This window comes from Microbacterium sp. EG9, from assembly GCF_059759475.1.
Genome location: NZ_CM186217.1, coordinates 1,181,581 through 1,202,095, shown reverse-complemented (window position 1 = coordinate 1,202,095; position 20,515 = coordinate 1,181,581). Strand labels below are relative to the sequence as shown.

Annotated in this window: 20 protein-coding genes and 1 tRNA gene; 13 read left to right on the top strand and 8 right to left on the bottom strand. The window is 70.4% G+C overall.

All coding sequences use genetic code 11. The features are described 5' to 3' along the window. Positions 1–22: 22 nt before the first annotated feature. Positions 23–103 (bottom strand) — tRNA-Leu (locus AC6CQV_RS05605). Positions 104–159: 56 nt separating this feature from the next. Between AC6CQV_RS05605 and AC6CQV_RS05600 the strand changes: the two genes are divergently transcribed. Next, positions 160–780 (top strand): ANTAR domain-containing response regulator, encoded by a 621-nt coding sequence (locus AC6CQV_RS05600; RefSeq protein ID WP_060958632.1) that lies wholly within the window; start codon positions 160–162, stop codon positions 778–780. A gap of 43 nt (positions 781–823) precedes the next feature. On the opposite strand, the gene AC6CQV_RS05595 is transcribed toward AC6CQV_RS05600, so the two are convergent. Beyond that, the gene (locus AC6CQV_RS05595) at positions 824–1,258 is read right to left on the bottom strand and encodes a hotdog fold thioesterase (protein ID WP_060958850.1); all 435 of its coding nucleotides are present in this window, start codon (positions 1,256–1,258) and stop codon (positions 824–826) included. 65 nt (positions 1,259–1,323) lie between these two features. Here AC6CQV_RS05595 and polA point away from each other — a divergent pair, with 65 nt between their 5' ends. From polA to AC6CQV_RS05565, 6 genes are all read left to right on the top strand, one after another. Then, positions 1,324–3,996 carry a DNA polymerase I gene (polA, locus tag AC6CQV_RS05590; protein WP_101306413.1) on the top strand — a complete coding sequence of 891 codons (2,673 nt, stop codon included), beginning with the start codon at positions 1,324–1,326 and terminating at the stop codon, positions 3,994–3,996. An 85-nt stretch (positions 3,997–4,081) separates the two neighbouring features. Next, positions 4,082–5,758, top strand: coding sequence for a DUF885 domain-containing protein (locus AC6CQV_RS05585; protein ID WP_101306414.1), 1,677 nt, complete (start codon positions 4,082–4,084; stop codon positions 5,756–5,758). 38 nt (positions 5,759–5,796) lie between these two features. Further along, a complete protein-coding gene (locus tag AC6CQV_RS05580; protein WP_101306415.1) occupies positions 5,797–6,831 on the top strand; it encodes an LLM class flavin-dependent oxidoreductase in 1,035 nt (344 codons plus the stop codon). 13 nt (positions 6,832–6,844) lie between these two features. Then, a complete protein-coding gene (locus AC6CQV_RS05575; protein ID WP_191008641.1) occupies positions 6,845–8,209 on the top strand; it encodes an MFS transporter in 1,365 nt (454 codons plus the stop codon). A 112-nt stretch (positions 8,210–8,321) separates the two neighbouring features. Beyond that, positions 8,322–9,083, top strand: a complete 762-nt coding sequence (locus AC6CQV_RS05570; protein ID WP_174524648.1) for an SGNH/GDSL hydrolase family protein — start codon at positions 8,322–8,324, stop codon at positions 9,081–9,083. Positions 9,084–9,186: 103 nt separating this feature from the next. Beyond that, on the top strand, positions 9,187–9,444 hold the full coding sequence (locus tag AC6CQV_RS05565) for a DUF6458 family protein (RefSeq protein ID WP_060958637.1): 258 nt from the start codon (positions 9,187–9,189) through the stop codon (positions 9,442–9,444). A 21-nt stretch (positions 9,445–9,465) separates the two neighbouring features. Here the strand turns inward: AC6CQV_RS05565 and AC6CQV_RS05560 are convergent, their stop codons facing one another. The 3 genes from AC6CQV_RS05560 to deoC all read right to left on the bottom strand — a co-directional run bounded on the left by AC6CQV_RS05560 (position 9,466) and on the right by deoC (position 12,198). Further along, a complete protein-coding gene (locus AC6CQV_RS05560) occupies positions 9,466–10,806 on the bottom strand; it encodes an MFS transporter (protein ID WP_101306417.1) in 1,341 nt (446 codons plus the stop codon). 9 nt (positions 10,807–10,815) lie between these two features. Next, positions 10,816–11,298, bottom strand: a complete 483-nt coding sequence (locus tag AC6CQV_RS05555; RefSeq protein WP_492490638.1) for a DUF2087 domain-containing protein — start codon at positions 11,296–11,298, stop codon at positions 10,816–10,818. Between the two features lie 189 nt (positions 11,299–11,487). Then, positions 11,488–12,198, bottom strand: a complete 711-nt coding sequence (deoC, locus tag AC6CQV_RS05550) for a deoxyribose-phosphate aldolase (protein WP_498260485.1) — start codon at positions 12,196–12,198, stop codon at positions 11,488–11,490. 126 nt (positions 12,199–12,324) lie between these two features. Here deoC and AC6CQV_RS05545 point away from each other — a divergent pair, with 126 nt between their 5' ends. Continuing rightward, positions 12,325–12,522, top strand: coding sequence for a hypothetical protein (locus AC6CQV_RS05545; RefSeq protein WP_498260484.1), 198 nt, complete (start codon positions 12,325–12,327; stop codon positions 12,520–12,522). Positions 12,523–12,644: 122 nt separating this feature from the next. Next, positions 12,645–13,196 carry an HdeD family acid-resistance protein gene (locus tag AC6CQV_RS05540; RefSeq protein ID WP_060958641.1) on the top strand — a complete coding sequence of 184 codons (552 nt, stop codon included), beginning with the start codon at positions 12,645–12,647 and terminating at the stop codon, positions 13,194–13,196. 66 nt (positions 13,197–13,262) lie between these two features. On the opposite strand, the gene AC6CQV_RS05535 is transcribed toward AC6CQV_RS05540, so the two are convergent. Next, positions 13,263–15,251 carry a S9 family peptidase gene (locus AC6CQV_RS05535; protein ID WP_498260483.1) on the bottom strand — a complete coding sequence of 663 codons (1,989 nt, stop codon included), beginning with the start codon at positions 15,249–15,251 and terminating at the stop codon, positions 13,263–13,265. Between the two features lie 2 nt (positions 15,252–15,253). Continuing rightward, positions 15,254–16,018 carry an SDR family oxidoreductase gene (locus AC6CQV_RS05530; protein ID WP_060958643.1) on the bottom strand — a complete coding sequence of 255 codons (765 nt, stop codon included), beginning with the start codon at positions 16,016–16,018 and terminating at the stop codon, positions 15,254–15,256. Positions 16,019–16,167: 149 nt separating this feature from the next. Here AC6CQV_RS05530 and AC6CQV_RS05525 point away from each other — a divergent pair, with 149 nt between their 5' ends. From AC6CQV_RS05525 to AC6CQV_RS05510, 4 genes are all read left to right on the top strand, one after another. Next, positions 16,168–16,683: an NfeD family protein gene (locus tag AC6CQV_RS05525; RefSeq protein ID WP_060958644.1), complete on the top strand. Its 516-nt coding sequence runs from the start codon at positions 16,168–16,170 to the stop codon at positions 16,681–16,683. Then, positions 16,683–17,663, top strand: a complete 981-nt coding sequence (locus tag AC6CQV_RS05520) for an SPFH domain-containing protein (protein WP_223848937.1) — start codon at positions 16,683–16,685, stop codon at positions 17,661–17,663. Before AC6CQV_RS05525 ends, AC6CQV_RS05520 begins: the two co-directional genes overlap by 1 nt. After that, on the top strand, positions 17,660–18,433 hold the full coding sequence (locus AC6CQV_RS05515) for a glycerophosphodiester phosphodiesterase family protein (RefSeq protein WP_498260482.1): 774 nt from the start codon (positions 17,660–17,662) through the stop codon (positions 18,431–18,433). Before AC6CQV_RS05520 ends, AC6CQV_RS05515 begins: the two co-directional genes overlap by 4 nt. Before the next feature lie 101 nt (positions 18,434–18,534). Then, positions 18,535–18,909: an RNA polymerase-binding protein RbpA gene (locus AC6CQV_RS05510; protein ID WP_060958647.1), complete on the top strand. Its 375-nt coding sequence runs from the start codon at positions 18,535–18,537 to the stop codon at positions 18,907–18,909. 3 nt (positions 18,910–18,912) lie between these two features. Here the strand turns inward: AC6CQV_RS05510 and lnt are convergent, their stop codons facing one another. Next, the gene (gene lnt / locus AC6CQV_RS05505; protein WP_060958648.1) at positions 18,913–20,505 is read right to left on the bottom strand and encodes an apolipoprotein N-acyltransferase; all 1,593 of its coding nucleotides are present in this window, start codon (positions 20,503–20,505) and stop codon (positions 18,913–18,915) included. Between the last annotated feature and the right edge of the window lie 10 nt (positions 20,506–20,515).

Genomic DNA, 20,515 nt, shown 5'->3' with positions numbered 1-20,515 from the left:
CTTTCGCGTTGCGCATCTTCCGTGCCGGTGGTGGGAGTCGAACCCACACGTCCGAAGACAACCGAGTTTGAGTCGGTCGCGTCTGCCATTCCGCCACACCGGCGCACGCGGACGCTCGTCGGCGCGCGTCCGGGATTGACCATACCGTAGGATTCAAAGGTGACTGAGCAGGAACCGAGCACGACTCCCACGGCATCCGCCCCCCGACGCGTCGTCGTCGCGGAGGACGAATCGCTGATCCGCCTCGACATCGTCGAGATCCTCCGGGACAACGGCTTCGATGTCGTCGGCGAGGCCGGCGACGGTGAGACCGCGGTCCAGCTCGCCACCGAGCTGCGCCCCGACCTCGTCATCATGGACGTCAAGATGCCCGTGCTCGACGGCATCAGCGCCGCCGAGAAGCTCAGCAAGAACCACGTGGCCCCCGTCGTGCTGCTGACGGCGTTCAGCCAGAAGGAGCTCGTCGAGCGCGCCAGCGAGGCCGGCGCCCTGGCCTACGTGGTGAAGCCGTTCACGCCGAACGACCTGCTGCCCGCGATCGAGATCGCCCTCGCGCGCTACGAGCAGATCATCACGCTCGAGGCCGAGGTCGCCGACATGGTCGAGCGTTTCGAGACCCGCAAGCTCGTCGACCGCGCCAAGGGGCTGCTCAACGAGAAGATGGGCCTCAGCGAGCCGGAGGCGTTCCGCTGGATCCAGAAGGCGTCGATGGACCGTCGCCTGACGATGCAGGACGTCGCCAAGGCCATCATCGAGCAGCTCTCGCCGAAGAAGTCCTGACGCCGCGCGCGGTCTCCCGCGGCTCGGCGCCCCGCTGAGGGGGTCAGACCGCCGGGCGATCCGTGATCATGTTGGTGATCCGGATCGTGGAGCATCGCCGTCCCTGTTCGTCGGTCACGACGATCTCGTGCACCGTGATGCTGCGCCCGAGGTGCACCGGCGTGCACACCCCCGTCACGATGCCGCTGGTCGCCGACCGCGTGTGCGTCGCGTTGATGTCGACGCCGACGGCCAGGCGCGTCGGCCCGGCGTGGAGGTTCGCGGCCATCGAGCCCAGCGACTCGCCGAGCACGACGTAGGCACCGCCGTGCATCAGCCCGACGGGCTGCGTGTTGCCCGCCACGGGCATGGTCGCGACGGAGCGCTCGATCGTGAACTCGACGAACTCGATGCCCATCTTCTCGGCCAGCGCGCCCATCCCGCGCTGCCGCGCCCAGGCCATACCGTCGAGGTCGGCGGGGGTGTTCTCAGCGGTCATCATCCACCTTCGGAAGCGATCGGATCGGAGGCTGCGGTGTCCATGCCCCCGTCTAGAGTTGCAGGGTGACGGACTCCGCAAAGCCTACCCTTCTCGTCGTGGACGGCCATTCGCTCGCCTACCGTGCGTTCTTCGCCCTCCCGGTCGACAACTTCACGACCCGTGACGGGCAGCACACGAACGGCATCTACGGCTTCCTGTCGATGTTCGTCAACCTCGTCAAGGCGGAGCAGCCCACCCACCTCGCGGTGGCCTTCGACACCTCGCGCCACTCGTTCCGCACCGACGTGTATCCGGAGTACAAGGCGAACCGGTCCGAGTCGCCGGCGGAGTTCAAGGGCCAGATCCCGCTGCTGCAGGACTGCCTCGCCGCGATGAACGTCCCGGTGCTCACCAAGGAGGGCATCGAGGCCGACGACATCCTCGCGACGCTCGCGACGCAGGGAGCCGCGGAGGGCTTCGACGTGCTCGTGTGCTCGGGCGACCGCGACACGATCCAGCTCGTCACCGACGACGTCACGCTGCTCTACCCGAGCGTGCAGGGCGTCTCGCAGCTCAAGCGCTACACGCCCGCCGCGGTCGTCGAGAAGTACGGCCTCCCGCCGGTCAACTACCCCGACATCGCCGCCCTCGTCGGCGAGACGAGCGACAACCTGCCCGGCGTGCCGAAGGTGGGGGAGAAGACCGCCGTGAAGTGGCTCACGCAGTGGGGCACGCTGGATGCGCTCATCGAGAACGCCGACAAGATCACCGGTGTCGTCGGAGGAAACCTCCGCGACCATCTCGACGACGTGCGCCGCAATCGGTCGCTCAACGCGCTCCTTCGCGACGTGGAGCTCGGCGTCGAGCCGTCCGACCTCGTGGTGCAGCCCATCGACGCGCAGGCCGTTCGCGACATCTTCGCGCGGCTCGAGTTCCGCACCCTCCTCCCGCGCGTGTTCGAGGCCGTCGGCGCCGACCCCGACGAGGGCGCCCACGACGCCGCGGCCGCGGTCGCCGCCCCGAAGCCCGCAGAAGCGGATGCCGCCGCGCTGGCCGCCTGGATCGGCGCCCGCGATCTCACCCCGGATGCCGCCGACGTCGCCGTGACGGTGACGACCGACGCCGGCCTTCCCGCCCGCGTCGGACTCGCCCTGGCCGACAGCGCCGTCGAGACGACGTGGTCGCCCGACACGGCGGCCGTGCTCCGGCCGTGGCTGGAGAGCGCGGCGCCCAAGGTCATCGCCGACGCGAAGCCCCAGGTGAAGGCCCTGCGCCGCGCGGGCGTGCGCCTGCAGGGGCTCGTCTTCGACCCGATCCTCGCCGGCTGGCTGCTGCGGCCGAGCTTCCCCGACAAGGGGCTGTCCGACCTGGTCGACCGTTACCTCGACGAGAAGCTCCCCGAGGCGGATCCCACCCAGCTCGTGCCCGAGACCGAGGGCGCGACCCCTGGCCAGCTCTCGTGGTACGCGCTGCGGGTCGCCGACGAGATGCGTGCGCAGATCCCGGCATCCGTCGCCCGCGTCATGACCGAGATCGAGCTGCCCACCCTCGACACGCTCGCCGACATGGAGCTGGCCGGCGTCGCCGTCTCGCACGAGAAGCTCTCGGCGTTCTCCACGGAGCTCGGCGCGCGGGCCGACGCCGTGGCCCAGCTCGCCTACGCGGAGATCGGGCGGGAGGTCAACCTCGGCTCGCCCAAGCAGCTGCAGGACGTGCTGTTCGAGCAGCTCGAGCTGCCCAAGACGCGCAAGACGAAGACCGGGTACTCGACGGATGCCGCGGTGCTCGCCGACCTGCAGGAGTCGCACCCGCATCCGTTCCTCGATCTGCTCCTGCAGCACCGCGAAGCCACCAAGCTCCGGCAGATCATCGAGTCGCTCGACTCGTCGATCGGCAACGATCGCGCCGCGGGCTCCGACGGCCGCATCCACACGACGTACGTGCAGACGGGCAGCCAGACGGGGCGTCTGTCGAGCACCGACCCGAACCTGCAGAACATCCCCATCCGCACCGAGGAGTCTCGGCGCATCCGCGCCGCGTTCGAGGTCGGCGAGGGCTACGAGACCCTGCTGACGGCGGACTACTCGCAGATCGAGATGCGCATCATGGCGCACCTCTCGGGCGACGCCGGTCTGATCGAGGCGTTCAACTCGGGCGAGGACCTGCACCGGTTCGTCGGGGCACGGGTGTTCGGCGTCGAGCCGGCCGACGTGACGTCCGCCATGCGCACCAAGGTCAAGGCGATGAGCTACGGCCTGGTGTACGGCCTGAGCGCGTTCGGCCTGTCGAAGCAGCTGCGCATCGAACAGTCCGAGGCGAAGCTGCTGATGACCGAGTACTTCGCCCGCTTCGGCGCGGTGCGCGACTACCTGCGCTCCTCCGTCGAGCAGGCGCGCATCGACGGCTACACGGAGACGATCTTCGGGCGCCGCCGCCCCTTCCCCGATCTCGCGAGCCCCAACCGCGTGCTGCGCGAGAACGCGGAGCGCGCCGCGTTGAACGCCCCGATCCAGGGCAGCGCCGCGGACATCATGAAGATCGCGCTGTTCCGCATCCACGACGAGTTCCGCGCGCAGGGCGTCGCGTCGCGGGTCCTGCTCCAGATCCACGACGAGCTCGTGGTGGAGGTGGCACCGGGGGAGTGGGACACGGTCGAGAAGATCGTCCACGACCGCATGGGCGACGCCGCGGAGCTGTCGGTGCCGCTCGACGTCCAGATCGGCCGGGGCGAGAACTGGGACATCGCGGGGCACTGAGAGGGCGCGGTCGCGGTGGCATCCGGTTCCGCGGTCGTCGGCATCCCGCCCCACGTCGAGGCCGTGTCGGGATTAGGCTCGAAGAATGACTGATTCCCCCCGTACCCCCACGCCGATCGACGCGATCGCTGAGGCATGGGTCGACACCTGTGCCGAGCTTTCCCCGGGATTGGCCACCTACATCGGACGCTTCGAGCACAACGGTCGACTCGACGACTACTCGCTCGCCGGCGCCGCCGCGCGCGTGGACGCCGCGCGCGCCGCCCTCGCCGCCCTGCAGGCCGCCGAGCCGGTCGACGACGTCGACGTCGTCACCAAGGCCGACCTGAGCGGAGACCTGGAGCTCTCGATCGCGCTGTACGAGGCGGGCGCCCACCTGCGCGACGTCAACGTCATCGCCTCGCCCGCGCAGGAGCTGCGCAGCGTCTTCGACCTCATGCCCACCGACACGATCGACGACTGGTCGGTCATCGCCACGCGGCTGTCCGCCATCCCCGAGGCGATCGGCGGCTACATCGAGACCCTCCGCGAAGGGATCGCGACCGGGGTCGTGCCGGCCCGCCGCCAGGTCACCGAGGTCATCGGTCAGATCGCGCGGTACACGTCCGACAACGGCTTCTTCGCGACCTTCGCCGCCGATGCCGCCCCCGCCGAGGGGCAGCTGCCCGCCTCGCTCGCCAAGACGCTGTCCGGTCACGCCGGTGCGGCGCGGGTCGCGTACGACGAGCTCGCGAACTTCCTGCGCACCGAGCTCGCTCCCGCGGCCTCCGAGGTGGACGGCGTCGGTCGTGAGCTGTACGCACTGCACTCCCGGAGCTTCCTCGGCGCGGTCATCGACCTGGATGAGACCTACGAGTGGGGTCTGGAAGAGCTCGCCCGCATGGTCGCCGAGCAGGAGGCCATCGCGAACGAGATCCTTCCGGGAGCCAGCGTCGAGGAGGCCGTCGCGTTCCTGGAGAACGACGAGGCCCGCAAGCTTCGCGGCACCGTCGCGCTGCAGGAGTGGATGCAGGCGACGAGCGACCGCGCGGTCGAGGAGCTCGGCAAGACCCATTTCGACATCCCGGAGCAGATCCGTCGCCTGGAGTGCATGATCGCGCCCACCAACGAGGGCGGCATCTACTACACCGGTCCCACGGACGACTTCTCCCGTCCCGGCCGCATGTGGTGGTCGGTGCCCGAGGGCGTCGACTCCTTCGACACCTGGCGCGAGCTGACGACGGTCTACCACGAGGGCGTCCCCGGTCACCACCTGCAGATCGCGCAGGCCGTCTACAACCGTGCCGAGCTCAACTCCTGGCGCCGCCTCCTCGCGGGCTCCAGCGGTCACGCGGAGGGCTGGGCCCTGTACGCGGAGCGCCTCATGGAGCAGCTGGGCTACCTCGACGACCCCGCCGACCGTCTCGGCATGCTCGACGGTCAGCGTATGCGCGCCGCCCGCGTCGTCCTCGACATCGGCGTGCACCTGGGCAAGCCGCGCCCCGACGGCGAGGGCATCTGGGATGCCGACTTCGCGCTCGAGTTCATGCGCCGCAACGTCAACATGTCGGACGAGTTCATCCAGTTCGAGGTGAACCGCTACCTCGGCTGGCCGGGTCAGGCGCCCTCCTACAAGGTCGGACAGCGTATCTGGGAGCAGATCCGCGACGAGACCGCCGAACGCGAGGGCGACGACTTCGACATCAAGCGCTTCCACATGCGGGCGCTGCGACTGGGCGGTGTCGGACTCGACACCCTGCGGATGGCCCTCGCGCAGGGCTGACCGGGAATGCGGCCGACGCGCGGAAGGTTCTCATTCACATGAATGCAGAGTTGGGACTGGACACCTTCGGCGACGTCACGGTCGGCGACGACGGCACGCGCTTGAGCGACGCGCAGACGATCCGCGACATCGTCGATCAGGCGGTGCTGGCCGATCAGGTCGGCCTGTCGTTCTTCGGCGTGGGGGAGCACCACCGGCACGAGTTCGCGGTGTCGAGCCCCGAACTCGTGCTCGCCGCGGCGGCGGCCCGTACCGAGAAGATCCATCTCGGTACGGCCGTCACCGTGCTCTCCAGCGACGATCCGGTGCGTGTCTACGAGCGCTTCGCGACCCTCGACGCGCTGTCGTCCGGTCGCGCCGAGGTGATCCTCGGACGGGGCTCGTTCATCGAGTCGTTCCCGCTGTTCGGCTACGACCTCAGCGACTACGAGGTGCTGTTCGAGGAGAAGCTCGACCTCTTCTCGCAGCTGCTGACCGAGAAGCCCGTGACGTGGCAGGGGACGACACGCGCGTCGCTCACCGCCGCGGACGTCTACCCGAAGACGGAGAACGGTCTCCGCGCCTGGGTCGGTGTCGGCGGCTCGCCGGAGTCGGTGGTGCGCACCGCGCGGTACGGGTACGGCCTCATGCTCGCGATCATCGGCGGGTCCGCGGACCGCTTCCGTCCCTACGTCGATCTCTACCACCGCTCGCTCGCCTCGTTCGGTCACACCGCCCCGATGCCGGTGGGCGTGCACTCGCCGGGCCACATCGCCGACACCGACGCCCAGGCCTGGGACGAGCTGTACCCGGCGATGGAGATCAACCGCAATGCGATCGGCGCCGAGCGCGGCTGGCCGCCGTACAGCCGGCTGCAGTTCCAGCACGACATCGGGCCCGAGGGCTCCGTCTACGCAGGCTCGCCCGAGACCGTGGCCCGCAAGATCGCGGCCACGATGAAGACCCTCGGCGCCACGCGTTTCGACCTGAAGTACGCGAACGGCACCCTGTCGCACGCGAAGCTGATGCACTCCATCGAGCTGTACGGCACCCGGGTCGCACCGCTCGTGAGCGAGATGCTCGCGGCATCCTGAGAAGGGTTCAGTCATGACGGATGCTGCGGCGGCCCCCCGCGTCTCGGCGCGCGCCGACGTGGGCGAGAGGCTGGACGCGCTGCCGTTCACCCGTCGGCACCTGAAGGTGCTCACCGGTTCCGGCCTCGGGTGGGCACTGGATGCGATGGATGTCGGCCTGGTCTCCTTCGTCTTGACGGCGCTCATCGCGCAATGGTCGCTGACGGGGGAGCAGGCGTCGTGGATCGCCTCGGCGGGCTTCGTCGGCATGGCGATCGGGGCGAGTCTCGGCGGCCTGCTCGCCGATCGGTTCGGCCGTCGGTCGGTGTTCGCGATCACACTGCTCGTCTACGGCGTCGCGACGGGCGCGAGCGCCCTCGCCGGCGGGCTGGCCGCCCTGATCGCCCTGCGGGTACTGGTCGGGCTGGGACTCGGCGCGGAGCTCCCCGTGGCGAGCACCTACGTGAGCGAGATCGCCCCGGCGCGGATGCGCGGACGGCTCATCGTGATCCTCGAGGCGTTCTGGGCCGTCGGGTGGACGGCGGCGGCCCTCATCGGCTTCTTCGTGGTCCCGGCATCCGCCGACGGCTGGCGCTGGGCGTTCGCGCTGGGTGCGGTTCCGGCCGTGTACGCGCTCGTGGTGCGCTGGGGCCTGCCGGAGTCGCCGCGCTGGCTCGTGCGCCGCGGGCGCGTTGCGCAGGCGGAGGCGATCACGGCCGGCTTCGAGTCGTCGCCCGTGCTCGGCGGGGGACACCGCCGCCACGCCCCGGCGGGGTCGGCGGACGGCCCCGCACTCGCCACGGGAGGCGTTCGCGCGCTCTGGTCGAGCGAGTTCCGCGTGCGGACCGCGGCGCTGTGGACCGTCTGGTTCTGCGTCAACTTCGCCTACTACGGCGCATTCATCTGGATGCCGACGATCCTCTTCGCGCAGGGCTATGGCCTCGTGAAGTCGTTCGGGTTCACGCTGATCATCACCCTCGCACAGCTGCCGGGCTACGCGGTGGCGGCCTGGTTGATCGAGGTCTGGGGTCGCCGCCTCACGCTCTCGGTGTTCCTCGCCGGATCCGCCGCGGCCGCCGTCGTCTTCGGAACCGCATCGACCGAGGGCATGATCATCGGGGCGGGGATGGCCCTGTCGTTCTTCAACCTGGGCGCGTGGGGCGCGCTGTACGCGGTCACGCCCGAGAACTATCCGACGTCGCTGCGCGCGACCGGGGCCGGATGGGCGGCCGGCGTCGGACGCATCGCGTCGATCGTCGCACCGCTGAGCGTGCCGCCCCTGCTCGCGGGCGGCGGAGCCCCGCTGCTGTTCGTGGTGTTCGCCGCGTTCTTCGTCCTCGCCGCCGCTGCGGCATGGGGGTCGGCCGACCACCGCGGCGCGGCCCTCGACGACCGCTGACGCCCCGGCATCCGCTTCATCCGTCCCCTGTGGTCGCTCTGCGCACAGGGATGCGACCACAGGGGACGAATGAAGGAGACGTGTCGGGTGACGCGCGGCGTAGGCTGAGCGGGTGACAGACGTGCGTTTCGTGGCGATCGGGGACTCGTTCACGGAGGGTGTCGGCGACGAGCTTCCCGACGGCCGGGTCCGCGGCTGGGCGGATCTCGCGGCGCAGGGGTGGGCCGACTCGCGTGGGGAACCCCTTCAGTACGCGAACCTCGCGATCCGCGGGAAGCTGATCTGGCCGATCGTGCGTCAGCAGCTGGAGGCGGCACTGGCGCTGAAGCCGACGCATCTGTCCTTCAACGGCGGCGGCAACGACATGCTGCGCCCGAGGACGTCCATCGCGCACATCGCCGACGCCTTCAGCCAGGTGCTGCGCCGCTGCGACGAGGAGGGCGTCACGCTCGTCCTCCTCTCGGGCGCGAACCCGTCGGCGCAACTGCCGATGGGCCGCCTGATCCAGCGGCGGGGCGATCTGATGTCGGATGCCGTCATCGACCGTGTCGGCGACCGTGATGACGTCGTCCGCGCCCTCAACTGGCCCGACGCCGAACTGTCCGACCCGTCCTACTGGTCCGAGGATCGCCTCCACATGAACAGCCGCGGCCACCATCGGGTCGCCGCCCGCGTGCTCGACGCCCTGGGGGAGGCCGTGCCCGACGGATGGTGGAGCATGCCGGCCATCCCCGATGCCGTGCGGCTCGCTCAGCGCGACTACGTCCGCGAGCACCTGGGCCCCTGGGTGCGCCGGCGGCTGACCGGAACGTCCTCGGGTGATGGACGCGAGCCGAAGTTCGGCGGCGGATGGGTGGAGATCGCCCCGCGCTAGCGTCGCGCGCCCGTGACTGTCAAGGGCATGGGCACGCGATCACGGGTCGGACACCATGGGGACGTCCCATCCCGCCACCCGGACCCCACCCAAGGAGAACGCCATGAGCATCGGAGCCGGCATCGCGCTGTTCGTCATCGGAGCCATCCTGGTCTTCGCGGTGAACGTCGACGTCCCGTACGTGGACCTCGACATGATCGGCTACATCCTGATGGGCGCCGGTGTGCTCGTCTTCATCATCGGGCTCGTCCTCCTGCTTCGTCGTCGCTCGACGCAGCAGGTGACGCGCACCGTCGAGCCCGGGGTGGGGGAGCGGATCACCCAGACCGAGTCGCGCACCTCCGGCGACGGCACCGTCTGAGCGCGCTCACCCTCGCCCCGTTCAGCCCTTCGCGCGCGGGCGGCGCGGCGGGTCCATGCCCAGAAGAACCCGGGTCTTGCGCCGTTCGATGACGATGAAGGTCCATCCGAGCGCCCACAGCGGCACCTGGGCCAGGAAGGCGATGCGGAACGCGTCCAGCCGGTAGGTGTCGGGAGTGCCCGCGCCCTGCAGGTCGAGGGCCAGACCGATCGCGAAGATCGCGATCAGCGCGGCGAGGAAGCCGCCGACGTTGGTGATACCCGTCGCCGTGCTCAACCGGTGCGCCGGGTTGTGCGTGCGCGCATGGTCGAAGGCGATCATCGAGGCGGGACCGCCCATGGCGAGAGCGACCGCCAGCGCGTACAGCAGCCAGAGCGGCGCAGGTCCGGGCCAGGCGACGACCACCATCCACACGCTGAACTGGGTCGCCACCGCCGGCAGCACCAGGGCGCGCGAGCGCAGATGCGGGATACGGCGGGAGATGTCGCCCATGATCGGGCCGAGCGCCATGCCCACGACGACGTACGTGGACAGCACGCCCGCCGACTGGGCGGCGCTGAGCCCCTCACCGGCCGTCAGGAAGGGCGTTCCCCACAGCAGCACGAACGCCGTGCCGGCGAAGGGGGCGGTGAAGTGCGACCAGAATGCGAGGCGGGTGCCGGGGTGCGCCCAGGCGGCGCGGATGCCGACGCCGGTGTCCATGGACGAGCGCACCACCCTGATCGCCCCGGTGCTGGTGTCGACCGAGACATCGGCGCGCAGCGCGGGCGGATGATTGCGGATGACGGCCCACACCAGGATGCCGAACAGCACGCACAGCCCGGCGATGCCGCCGAACACGATCTCCCAGCTCGTGGCATGGAGCATCACGGCGAGCGGGGCGAGGGCCAGGAGCTGTCCCGCTTGTCCGACGAGTCCGGTGAGCTGACCCATCAGCGGACCGCGCTGCGCCGGGAACCACACGGCGACGAGGCGCAGCACCCCCGGGAAGATCGCCGCATCGCCGGCGCCGAGCAGCATCCGGGCGAAGATCGCGACGCCGACGCTGGGGGAGAAGGCGAGAGTCAGCTGTCCCGCCGCCATGAGCAGCATCCCCGCCGTCATGATCGGGCGGGCGCCGTAACGGTCGAGCAGGAGGCCGATCGGAATCTGCATGCCGCCGTAGACGGCGAGCTGGACGACGGCGAACATCGAGAGCGTCGCGGCATCCGCCCCGAATCGCTGTGCGGTGTCGACGCCCACCGCCGACAGCGAGGAGCGGTTGATCACGGCGAGCATGTAGGCCGCGACGCCCACGCCCCAGATGAGCCAGGCTCTGGCATCCGGCCCGACGGACGCGGGGGAGAGGCGGGGCGAGCTCACCCCTCAACGCTACTCGCGTGCGAGCGTGTATTCGGACCCGGACGGCGTGCGGACGAGGAGTCCGTGATCGACCAGGTGACGTCGGAGCACGGCGACATCGCCGCTCGGCGCGTACGGCTCGAGCCGCTCGTTGACGTCGCGCTCGCTCATGAGGACGCCGGGGGAGAAGGCGCGCTCCGTGACGAGACGGAGCAGCGCGACACGCTCACCCTGCTGCGAGGGATACCGATCGATGCGACCGTCGTGGTCGAGGAAGCGCTCGGGCCCGCGCGGGCGAGGCGGCGCCACCAGCAGAGCCCGCAGCGGGGCATCGTCGAAGCGGATGCCGTCGCCGCCGCGCACCACCAGGCCGAGAGCCGTGAGGCGGTCGAGGGCTCGCTCGCGCGCCCGTGGCGTTCGCGGCGGGGATGCCGTCTCCGCGAGGACCGCACGGACGTCGTCGTCGCGCAACGCCGCGATGATCGCGCGCCACGTCTCAGGGGAGTCCGTCATCCGTTCAGGGTAGCGAGGCTGCCAGCGGAAGCCGCTCCCGCACCGACCATCGACCGTCGCCGCACACCACTCGACCATCGGATGCTCTCTTCGAGTTGACATAATGTGCATTATCGGCGTTACACGAGAAGGCCGAGTGGGAACGCGACGGGTGCCACCGAGCGCCCCGTGCGCGACCCCCCGGGCGCGTCAGTACGACGCGGCATCCCCGCCGACGGGTGCGGCGTCCGCAGCTGCGTCGGCGAGCAACGCGCGTGTCGACGAGACGCCGAGGCGGGAGGCTCCCGCGTTCACGAGCGCGATCGCCTGCGCCCGGGTGCGAATGCCGCCCGACGCCTTCACTCCGACGTGGGGCCCGACGATCCGTGCGATCAGGGCGACGTCGGATACCGAGGCCCCGCCGGCGGGATGATAGCCCGTCGACGTCTTGATGTAGTCGACACCCGCCTCGGCACCGATCTCGCTGCAGCGGATGATCTCGTCCTCCGAGAGCGCCGCGGACTCGATGATCGCCTTCAGCGTCTTCTCGCTCGGCACGACCGCGCGGACGGCATCGATGTCACGACGAACGGCAGCCCAGTCGTGCGAAGCCACCGCGCCGAGGTCGACGACCATGTCGATGTCGTCCGCACCCCGCGCCAGCGCCAGCTCGGCCTCGAGCGCCTTCACCCGCGGATCGTGGGCACCCGACGGGAAACCGCACACCGTGACCACACGGAGCCCGTACGCATCGGCGGGAATCAGCGTCGGACGGATGCACACCGCACCGACACCCAGGTCGAGCGCCTCGCGGAGATGCGCGTCGACCTGGGCGGCGGTGGCCTCCGGCGTCAACAGCGTGTGGTCGATCATCCCCCGCAGATCGCAGTCTGCGGAGGGAGGGAGAGTCTGGTCGGTCATGCTCATCTCGGCTGGGGGTCGCCGGCGGGGTCGTGATGACACCCGCGCAGATCATTAGTTAGTACACTAATAGTACGCACACGAATCACCTGCGTGTGATCGCTTCCCTCCGAAGGAGACTCCCCCGTGTTCGTCCTCTACCTCGTCCTGTTCCTCGGCGGCATGTACCTCATGGGGTTCGCTTTCAACGTCGCCGAGTACGAAGGGCTGGTCTTCATCGGAGGCCTCCTGCTGACCTCCCTCGCCGTCGGCCTTCCGTTCGCCCTCGGTGCGATCGAGCGCCGCGGCGAGCCAGAGAAGGATTCCGGCTCCGCGAGGCCCTGACCCCCTCTCCCCCGTCGGCGAAACCGTCGCGTACTCCGCGCGTCACTTTCCGCACCGTCCGCGCAACAGCGCTACCCTGAGAACATCTCCGCTCACAGGAGATTTTCAGAAAGGGCTTCGCCATGACTGCTGAACCGTCCCTCGAGAAGACGGCAACGAACGGCATCCGGACCGCACTGGGTCTGGGTGGTGTGTTGTCGGTCATCCTCGGCATCGTCATCCTCGTCTGGCCCGGCAAGACCGCGATGGTCGTCACCGCGCTCATCGCGGTCTACGCGATCATCGCCGGTCTCGTCTACGCGGGCCTGGGCATCTTCGCCGCCGGAAAGGGCGGCTGGTCGCGGATCGGACACGTGCTGCTCGGTGTCCTGTTCGTCGTCGCCGGTATCGTCGCGTTCACCAACCTCGGTGCGACCGCCGTCACCCTCGCCGCGTTCCTCGGCATCCTCGTCGGCATCATGTGGATCATCGAGGGCGTCGTTGCCTTGTCGACCCTCGACCTGGCCCCGTCGCGCGGCTGGACGATCTTCTACGCGATCATCTCGATCATCGCCGGCGTCACCCTGCTGTTCTCGCCGCTCTGGGGCGCCGTGGTGCTGTGGTGGCTGCTGGGCATCTCTGCCGTCGTGATGGGTGTCATCCAGATCGGACGCGCCTTCTCGTTCGGCAAGTGATCCGACGCAGAAGCGCCCCGCCGACCGAGAGGTCGCGGGGCGCTTCTGCGTCGCGGATGCCGTCGGTCAGCCGGCCGGCAGATGGCGCGCCCACCAGTCGAGAACCGCGTCGAAGCGCTCGACGCGGTGTCGGGGTCGACCCGACCGGGTGAGCTCGTGGTTCTCGCCGGGGAAGATCAGCATCTCCGCCTCGGTGCCCTGCCGCTTCAGGGCGGTGTAGTAGCGCGTCGCCTGCTCCAGCGGGCACCGGAAGTCGAGCTCCGAGTGCATCACCAGCGTGGGCGTGCGCACCGCACCGACGACGGCCATCGGACTCTGCCGCGCCATGTCCTCCGGGTCAGTGCCGACGTACTCGTCGCCGAAGAACGAGCCGATGTCGCTCGTTCCCTGGAAGCTGACCGGATCGAGGAACCCGCGCTCGACGATCGCCGCCGCGAACCGGTGATCGTGAGCGATCGTCCACGCGGTCAGATAGCCGCCGTACGAGCCGCCCTGGATACCGACACGGGCACCGTCCAGACGGTCGTCGCCGTCGACCACGCCGTCGAGGAAGTCGAGGACATCGGCCAGGTCGAGCGTGCCCATCGCGCCACGGATGCTGCGTCCGTGCGCGCGGCCGTAGCCCGCACTCCCCCGCGGATTGCAGTACACGACCGCGTAGCCGGCATCGACGAGCACCTGGGTCTCATCGAAGACGTGTATGCCGTAGGACGCATACGGTCCTCCGTGGATCTGCAGGATGACGGGGAAAGGCCCCTCACCCGCCGGGACGGCGACCCAGCCGTGCACGGGATAGCCGTCGCGACCGACGATCTCCCGCTCCTCCGGACGCACCACGATGGAGCGCTCCGTCGCGTCTCCGAACGCGGTGAGGGCACCCTCGCCGACCAGCGAGAGCTCGCCGAGGCTTCGCGGCGTCGCGTGGGCGTAGACGATCCGCTCCCCCGCCGCCGCGTGTCCACCGACCTCGACGTCGCCGTCGACGAGCACCGAGACGTCGCCGTCGCGGGTGACACGAAGCAACTCGACACGGCCGCGCGTGCGGTTCTGCACGAGGAACTCGGCACCGATGGGCGTGATGTGCGAACCGACCTCGCCGAGGTCGGTCGCCTCGGGATCGGTGAGTCGACGCGGGACGACCGCCGACAGCGGACCGTCGAGGACGTACAGCGCGACGTCGGGGGCGATGAAGTCGATGCCCGACGCACCCGGCCGCGATGCCAGGATCGCGATCGTGCCGTCCGCCGCGACGGCGACCTCGTCGACGGAATAGCCGGCCTCGCGCCCGATCACCTCGACGCTGCCCGAGCCGTCGACGGCGACCGCGACGAGGGGGGTGCGCAGGTCGCGGCGGTCGTGCTCGATCTCGTCGACCACCGTGAGCACGTGGGAACCGTCGGCGGTGAAGACGACGCCATGGTGCGATGCCGCCCCCGAGGTCAGGGCGACGGCATCCGCTGCGACCCGCTTCGCCTTGGCGCCCGCGTTCGCGCCGTCCGCGGTCGGCGCGGGCGTGTAGAACGGCTCCGCACCCGCATCCGGCGCATCGATGACGAAGACGTGCGACGGACGGTCGCCGACGTAACCGAGACCGTTCGCGTGCCAGCGCACCCCGGTGATGCGCCGCGGCGACTCCGCATCGGCGGAGCGGCCCTCGACGGTGCCGTAGCGGCCCTGCTCGGGCACGCGGGCGGTGAAGGCGATGCGCGTGCCGTCGGGAGACCAGGCGTACGAGCCGACGCCGCCGCGGGCGTCGGTCGCCTGCACCGGCTCGCCGCCGGTCGCGGGGAGGACGAACACCTGCGGGGTACCGTCGGCGTCGCCGCGGACGAAGGCGATGCGTCCGCCGTCCGGTGACACCTGCGGCTCGGCGTCGGCCGTGCCGCGCGTCAGTCGACGCGGCTCGCCGTCGGGCAGGTCGATCCGCCAGATCTGGCCGACGTTGCGGTCGGCGTCGCGGTCGGGGCGCGAGGTCGCGAAGACCGAGAACGCGCCGTCGGGGGCGATGCTCGGGCGACCGACCGTGGTCAGGGAGGTGATGTCGACGGCGCGCATGCTCACTCCCCGCCGAACGAGCTCACGTCTCCGACGAGCCTCGTGTTGTCGGCGGGAACGGGTTCGACGGCGGCCAGAGCGACCTCCGCGGCGAACTCCGACACGTTGTAGAGCTTGCCCGCCGACTCGCGACGGTCGGCGATGGCCCCCGGGTTGGCGCGCTCGAGCAGCGTCGCGGTGATCGTGCCCTCGATCATGTCGCCGGAGACGACCACGAAGTCGATGCCGCGCTCGGCGAGAGCCGGGATCCGCTCACGCAGCGCATCCTCGCCGGCGCGCTTGGACAGGGCGACCGGCTCGTACTCGGGCATGGTCGGCGTCGTGCGGATGAAGTGGGCCTGGTGGCTGGTCACGAAGACGACGCGGGAACCGTCGTGCAGAAGCGGCAGGGCCGCGTCGAGCACGTTCAGCTGCGCGTCACGGTTGAGCACGAGTGCGTAGTCCTCGCCCATGCCGCTCTCCATCCCGCCGGAGGCGTTGAGGACGAGCAGATCGAGCTGCCCGAAGGTCTCCTGCACGGCGGTCATCATCGCCTCGACGGAACCCGGGTCGGTGAGGTCGGCCCCCACGACGAGCACCTCGACGCCCAGTTCGCGCAGCTGCGCGGCGAGCTTCTCCGCGCGCGGCGCCTTGTTACGGAAGTTGATGACGACGTTCGCGCCGCCTTCGGCGAGGTAACGGACCGTGTCGGCGCCGATGCCGCGCGAGGACCCGGTGACGAGCGCCGTCCTTCCGGCGAGCGAACCGGCGGGAATGGGCTGGGACATGATTGCTCCTGCGAAATGACGGATGCCGGGCGGAGTTCGCCGTGGCCTTCTCGACACTATCAACCGGGGCCTCGCGCCGACCGGCGAGCGGCCACCGCAACGGAGAGACCGGGTGTTAGGGTTCGAACAAGAACTCGAAGGGAGCTCGCATGCTGCCCGATCTGACGCAGTATCTGTGGATCGCCTGGCTCGTGCTGGCCGTGATCTTCGTGATCATCGAGCTGCTGACCCTCGAGTTCACCTTCCTCATGCTGGCCGCGGGCTCGCTCATCGGCGGCCTCGGCGTGAACCTCCTCGGCGGCCCCTGGTGGCTGCAGGTGCTCATCGCCGCGGCCGTGTCGGCCCTGCTCCTGTTCACGATCCGCCCGCTCCTGCTGCGCGCACTGCACCGCTCCAGCCAGCCGCACCCGACGAACGTCGACGCGCTCTACGGGATGGGTGCGCGCGTCAGCGCCGCCTTCGTCGACGGGCGCGGATACGTCCGCCTCGACAACGGAGAGCAGTGGACCGCCGAGCTCGCGCCGTCCGCCGCGCCGCTCGGCCCGGGCGACCGTGCCGTGGTCACCGCCGTGCGCGGGGCGACCGTCGAAGTCGCGCCCGCCGCCCCGCTTCCCGCCCCGGGGTCCCCCGCGGCATCCGACTCCCCCGAAAGGAGCACCGACTGATGGTCGACGTCGGAGCATTCGTCGGACAGATCTTCGTGATCGTCCTCCTGGTCGTCGTCGCGATCTTCGTGATCGTGGTCCTCTTCCGGTCCATCCGCATCATCCCCCAGGCCTACTCCGGTGTCGTCGAGCGCCTCGGCCGCTACCAGCGCACCCTCTCCCCCGGCCTGAACCTGCTCGTCCCGTTCATCGACCGCCTGCGCCCGCTCGTGGACATGCGCGAGCAGGTCGTCTCGTTCCCGCCGCAGCCGGTCATCACCGAGGACAACCTCGTGGTCTCGATCGACACGGTCGTCTACTTCCAGGTCACCGACGCACGCGCGGCCACCTACGAGATCGCCAACTACCTGTCGGCGGTGGAGCAGCTCACCACGACGACACTGCGCAACGTCGTCGGCGGGCTGAACCTCGAGCAGGCCCTCACCAGCCGTGACAACATCAACGGCCAGTTGCGCGTCGTGCTCGACGAGGCGACCGGGAAGTGGGGTCTGCGGGTGTCGCGCGTCGAGCTCAAGGCCATCGACCCGCCCCACTCGATCCAGGACTCGATGGAGAAGCAGATGCGCGCCGAGCGGGAGCGCCGCGCGACGATCCTGACCGCCGAGGGCTCGAAGCAGTCTCAGATCCTCGAGGCGGAGGGACGCCGTCAGGCCGCCATCCTCGGGGCGGAGGGCGACAAGCAAGCGGCGATCCTGCGGGCCGAAGGTGAAGCGGCCGCCATCCAGAACGTGTTCTCCGCGATCCACGCCGGACGCCCCGACGACAAGCTGCTGGCGTACCAGTACCTCCAGACGCTGCCGAAGATCAGCAACAGCGCATCGAGCAAGCTCTGGATCATCCCGAGCGAGTTCACCGAAGCGATGAAGGGCCTGGGTGGCGCGTTCGCCGCACGCACCGACGCGGCCGCGGGTGCAGCCGGGCCGACCCCGCCGCCGAGCGCCGCGCCCGCACCGCACACGCCTCCCGTCGACCCGTCGTGACCCACCCCTGGTTCACGGGGACGTCGTCGCCGCGGGTGCTCGCCCACCGCGGGTTCGTTCCCCCGGATGCCGAGGGCATCGTGGAGAACAGCGTCGCCGCGTTCGCGGCGGCCCATGCCGCCGGAGCGGTCTACGTCGAGTCGGACTGCCACCTCACGGCCGACGGCGTCGTGGTCTTCTTCCACGACGACGACCTGCGACGCGTGACCGGCGACCCGCGCGCGATCGCGGCGGTGCACCACGCGGAGCTCGAACGCATCATGGCCGATCGGGGTGGGCTCGCCACCGCGGCGGACACCCTCTCGGCGTTCCCGACGCTGCGCTTCAACCTCGACGTGAAGGTGGCGGCGGCCGCGCGGCCCGTGGGACGCCTCGTCGTCCCCCACGCGGATCGCGTGCTGCTGACGAGCTTCTCCGACGCGCGTCGCCGAGACGCGCTGGACGCGGCGCGCCACCTCGGCGGCGAGCCCGCCACGTCCGCCGGCCGGGCCACCATCGCGCGTGTCCTGGCGGCGGTGTCCACCGGTTCGGCGGGCCTTGTCGCCCGCGCGCTGCGCGACGTCGACGCGCTCCAGGTTCCGGAGCGCCAGGGTGCGGTGCGCATCGTCACCCCGCGCCTGCTCCGCGCCGCGCATGCGGCGGGCGTCGAGGTCCACGTGTGGACGGTCAACGACCGCGACGACATGGACAGGCTGCTCGATCTGGGGGTGGACGGCCTCGTCACCGACCGTGCGGACCTCGCACTGCAGGCGGTCGCCGCGCGGCACTGACCCGGGCTGAGCATCCCCTGTGAAAGGGGGTGGCCGGACGCCCGTTCGGATGATGCACACAGGTGCGCGCGTTATACCTGACACGACGAGAGGACCACACAATGGCAGATCGCAGCCTGCGCGGCATCCGACTCGGCGCCTCCAGCCTACAGAGCGAGGAAGGCGTCGTGTTCCATGAGCGCGCCAACCACACGTATGTCTGCACGCAGTGCGGACGCGAGACCGTGATGACCTTCGCGGCGGACGCCGAGCTTCCCGAGGCCTGGGAGTGCCGCACCTGCGGCGCCGAGGCCGTGCTCCGCGTCGGCGACTCGGTCGTCGAGATCGACCACTCCGGCGACAAGGCTCCCCGCACGCACTGGGACATGCTCCTGGAGCGTCGCACGGTGCCCGAGCTGGAGGAGCTGCTCGAGGAGCGCCTGGCTCTGCTGCGCGCCCGCCGCGGCGCCACGGGCGACGCTCGCCTCAGCGCCTGACGCTCACTCCCCCGTGATGACGCCGGCCCCTTCGGGGGTCGGCGTCTTCGGCGTGCGCGCGCGGCGCCGCGCGACGAGGCCGACCACCGCCAGAGCGAGGACGCTCCCCCACCCGAGCAGGGTCTGCAGGGCCTCGCCGAGCAGGATGCCGGGCGTCAGACCTGTGCGCAGCGGCACGTCGGTGACCATCGCCCCCGGCTCGTCGGCGGGCAGGGCGTCGATCGTGCGCCCGTCCGGACCGATGACCTGACTGGTTCCCACGGTGGAGAGGTTCACGACCGCACGACCGGACTCCACGGCCCTGATCCGCGCGAACGCGAGCTGCTGCAGGTTCTCGTCGGTGCCCCGGAAGTCGGCGTTGTTGGTCTGGAACATGAAGACCTGAGCACCGGCCAGAGCGCCCTCGCGGATCACGTCGTCGTAGATGACGTCGAAGCAGATGGCGAGACCGACGCCCACACCGTCGACGTCGAACATCGGTGTCGACGTGCCCGGCGTGTACTCCCGCTGGATGAGCCCGATGAGATCCGGGGCCAGCATGTCGTAGAACCAGCGATCGGGCACGTACTCCCCGAAGGGCACGGGATGCCGTTTGTCGTAAAGGGCGACGGGGTTGTCGGCTCCGTCCTTCCAGAGCATCGACGAGTTGAAGTACTGATCGCCCCGCTGGGTCACGCCGCTCACGAGCAGCGGCGCGCCGATGCGGCCCGCGAGCGCGTCGAGCGCGGCACGCACCGACGTGTTCGACAGGGCGTCGGCGTCGATGCCGCCCTCCGGCCACAGCAGCACGTCGATGTCCTCGTCCTCGATCGGCGCCGTCGCCGCCAGCTGAGCCCGCAGCACGTCGTAGGCCGCCCGCTGGTCGAAGTAGCCGGCGGGCCCGTTGCCCTGAACCGCGCCCACGCGGATGCTGCCGGCATCCGTCGTGGGGAAGGCCGGCAGCAGGAACATCACGAGCACCGTGAGCGCCGCCGGCAGCGCGGTGCGCAGATCGCGCAGGCGCCCCAGACGCACGGCCTCGACCGCGGCGGCGCAGGCGAAGACGATCAGGAAGGACAGCCCGCTCATCCCCGTCCACGACGTCACGTCGACCAGGGGAGAGTCGGCCTGGGTGACGGCGATCCGCGTCCAGGGGAACCCTCCGTAGGGGAATGTCCCCTGCAGCTCCTCCCGCGACACCCACAGTCCCGCGACGAGCGCCGGAAGCGCCACCAGACGACCCGCCGTTCCCGGCGCCCACCGCGGAAGCCAGCGGTAGGCCAGGGCGATCGGCACGGCCATCACGGCGGTGAGGACGGACTCGAGGCTCGCGAGCGCGATCCACGGCACCGGACCGAGATAGCGCGCCGTGAAGGAGAAGTTCACGAAGAACAGCCCGGCTCCGAACAGCAGCCCGACCAGGAGCGCGCCGCGCACGCTGCGTCCGATGAGCCCGACCAGCGCGAGGGGCACGGCCACGAACACCACCGGCCACCACGAGAGGGCGGGGAAGGCGAGCGTCAGCAGCAGCCCCGCCGCGGCCGAGGTCACCGCCGCGGCCCACAGCGGCAGAAGCGGCCTCGGGGGCGGCGAGGACGGTCGCGGGCGTCGGGGCACGGAACGAGCC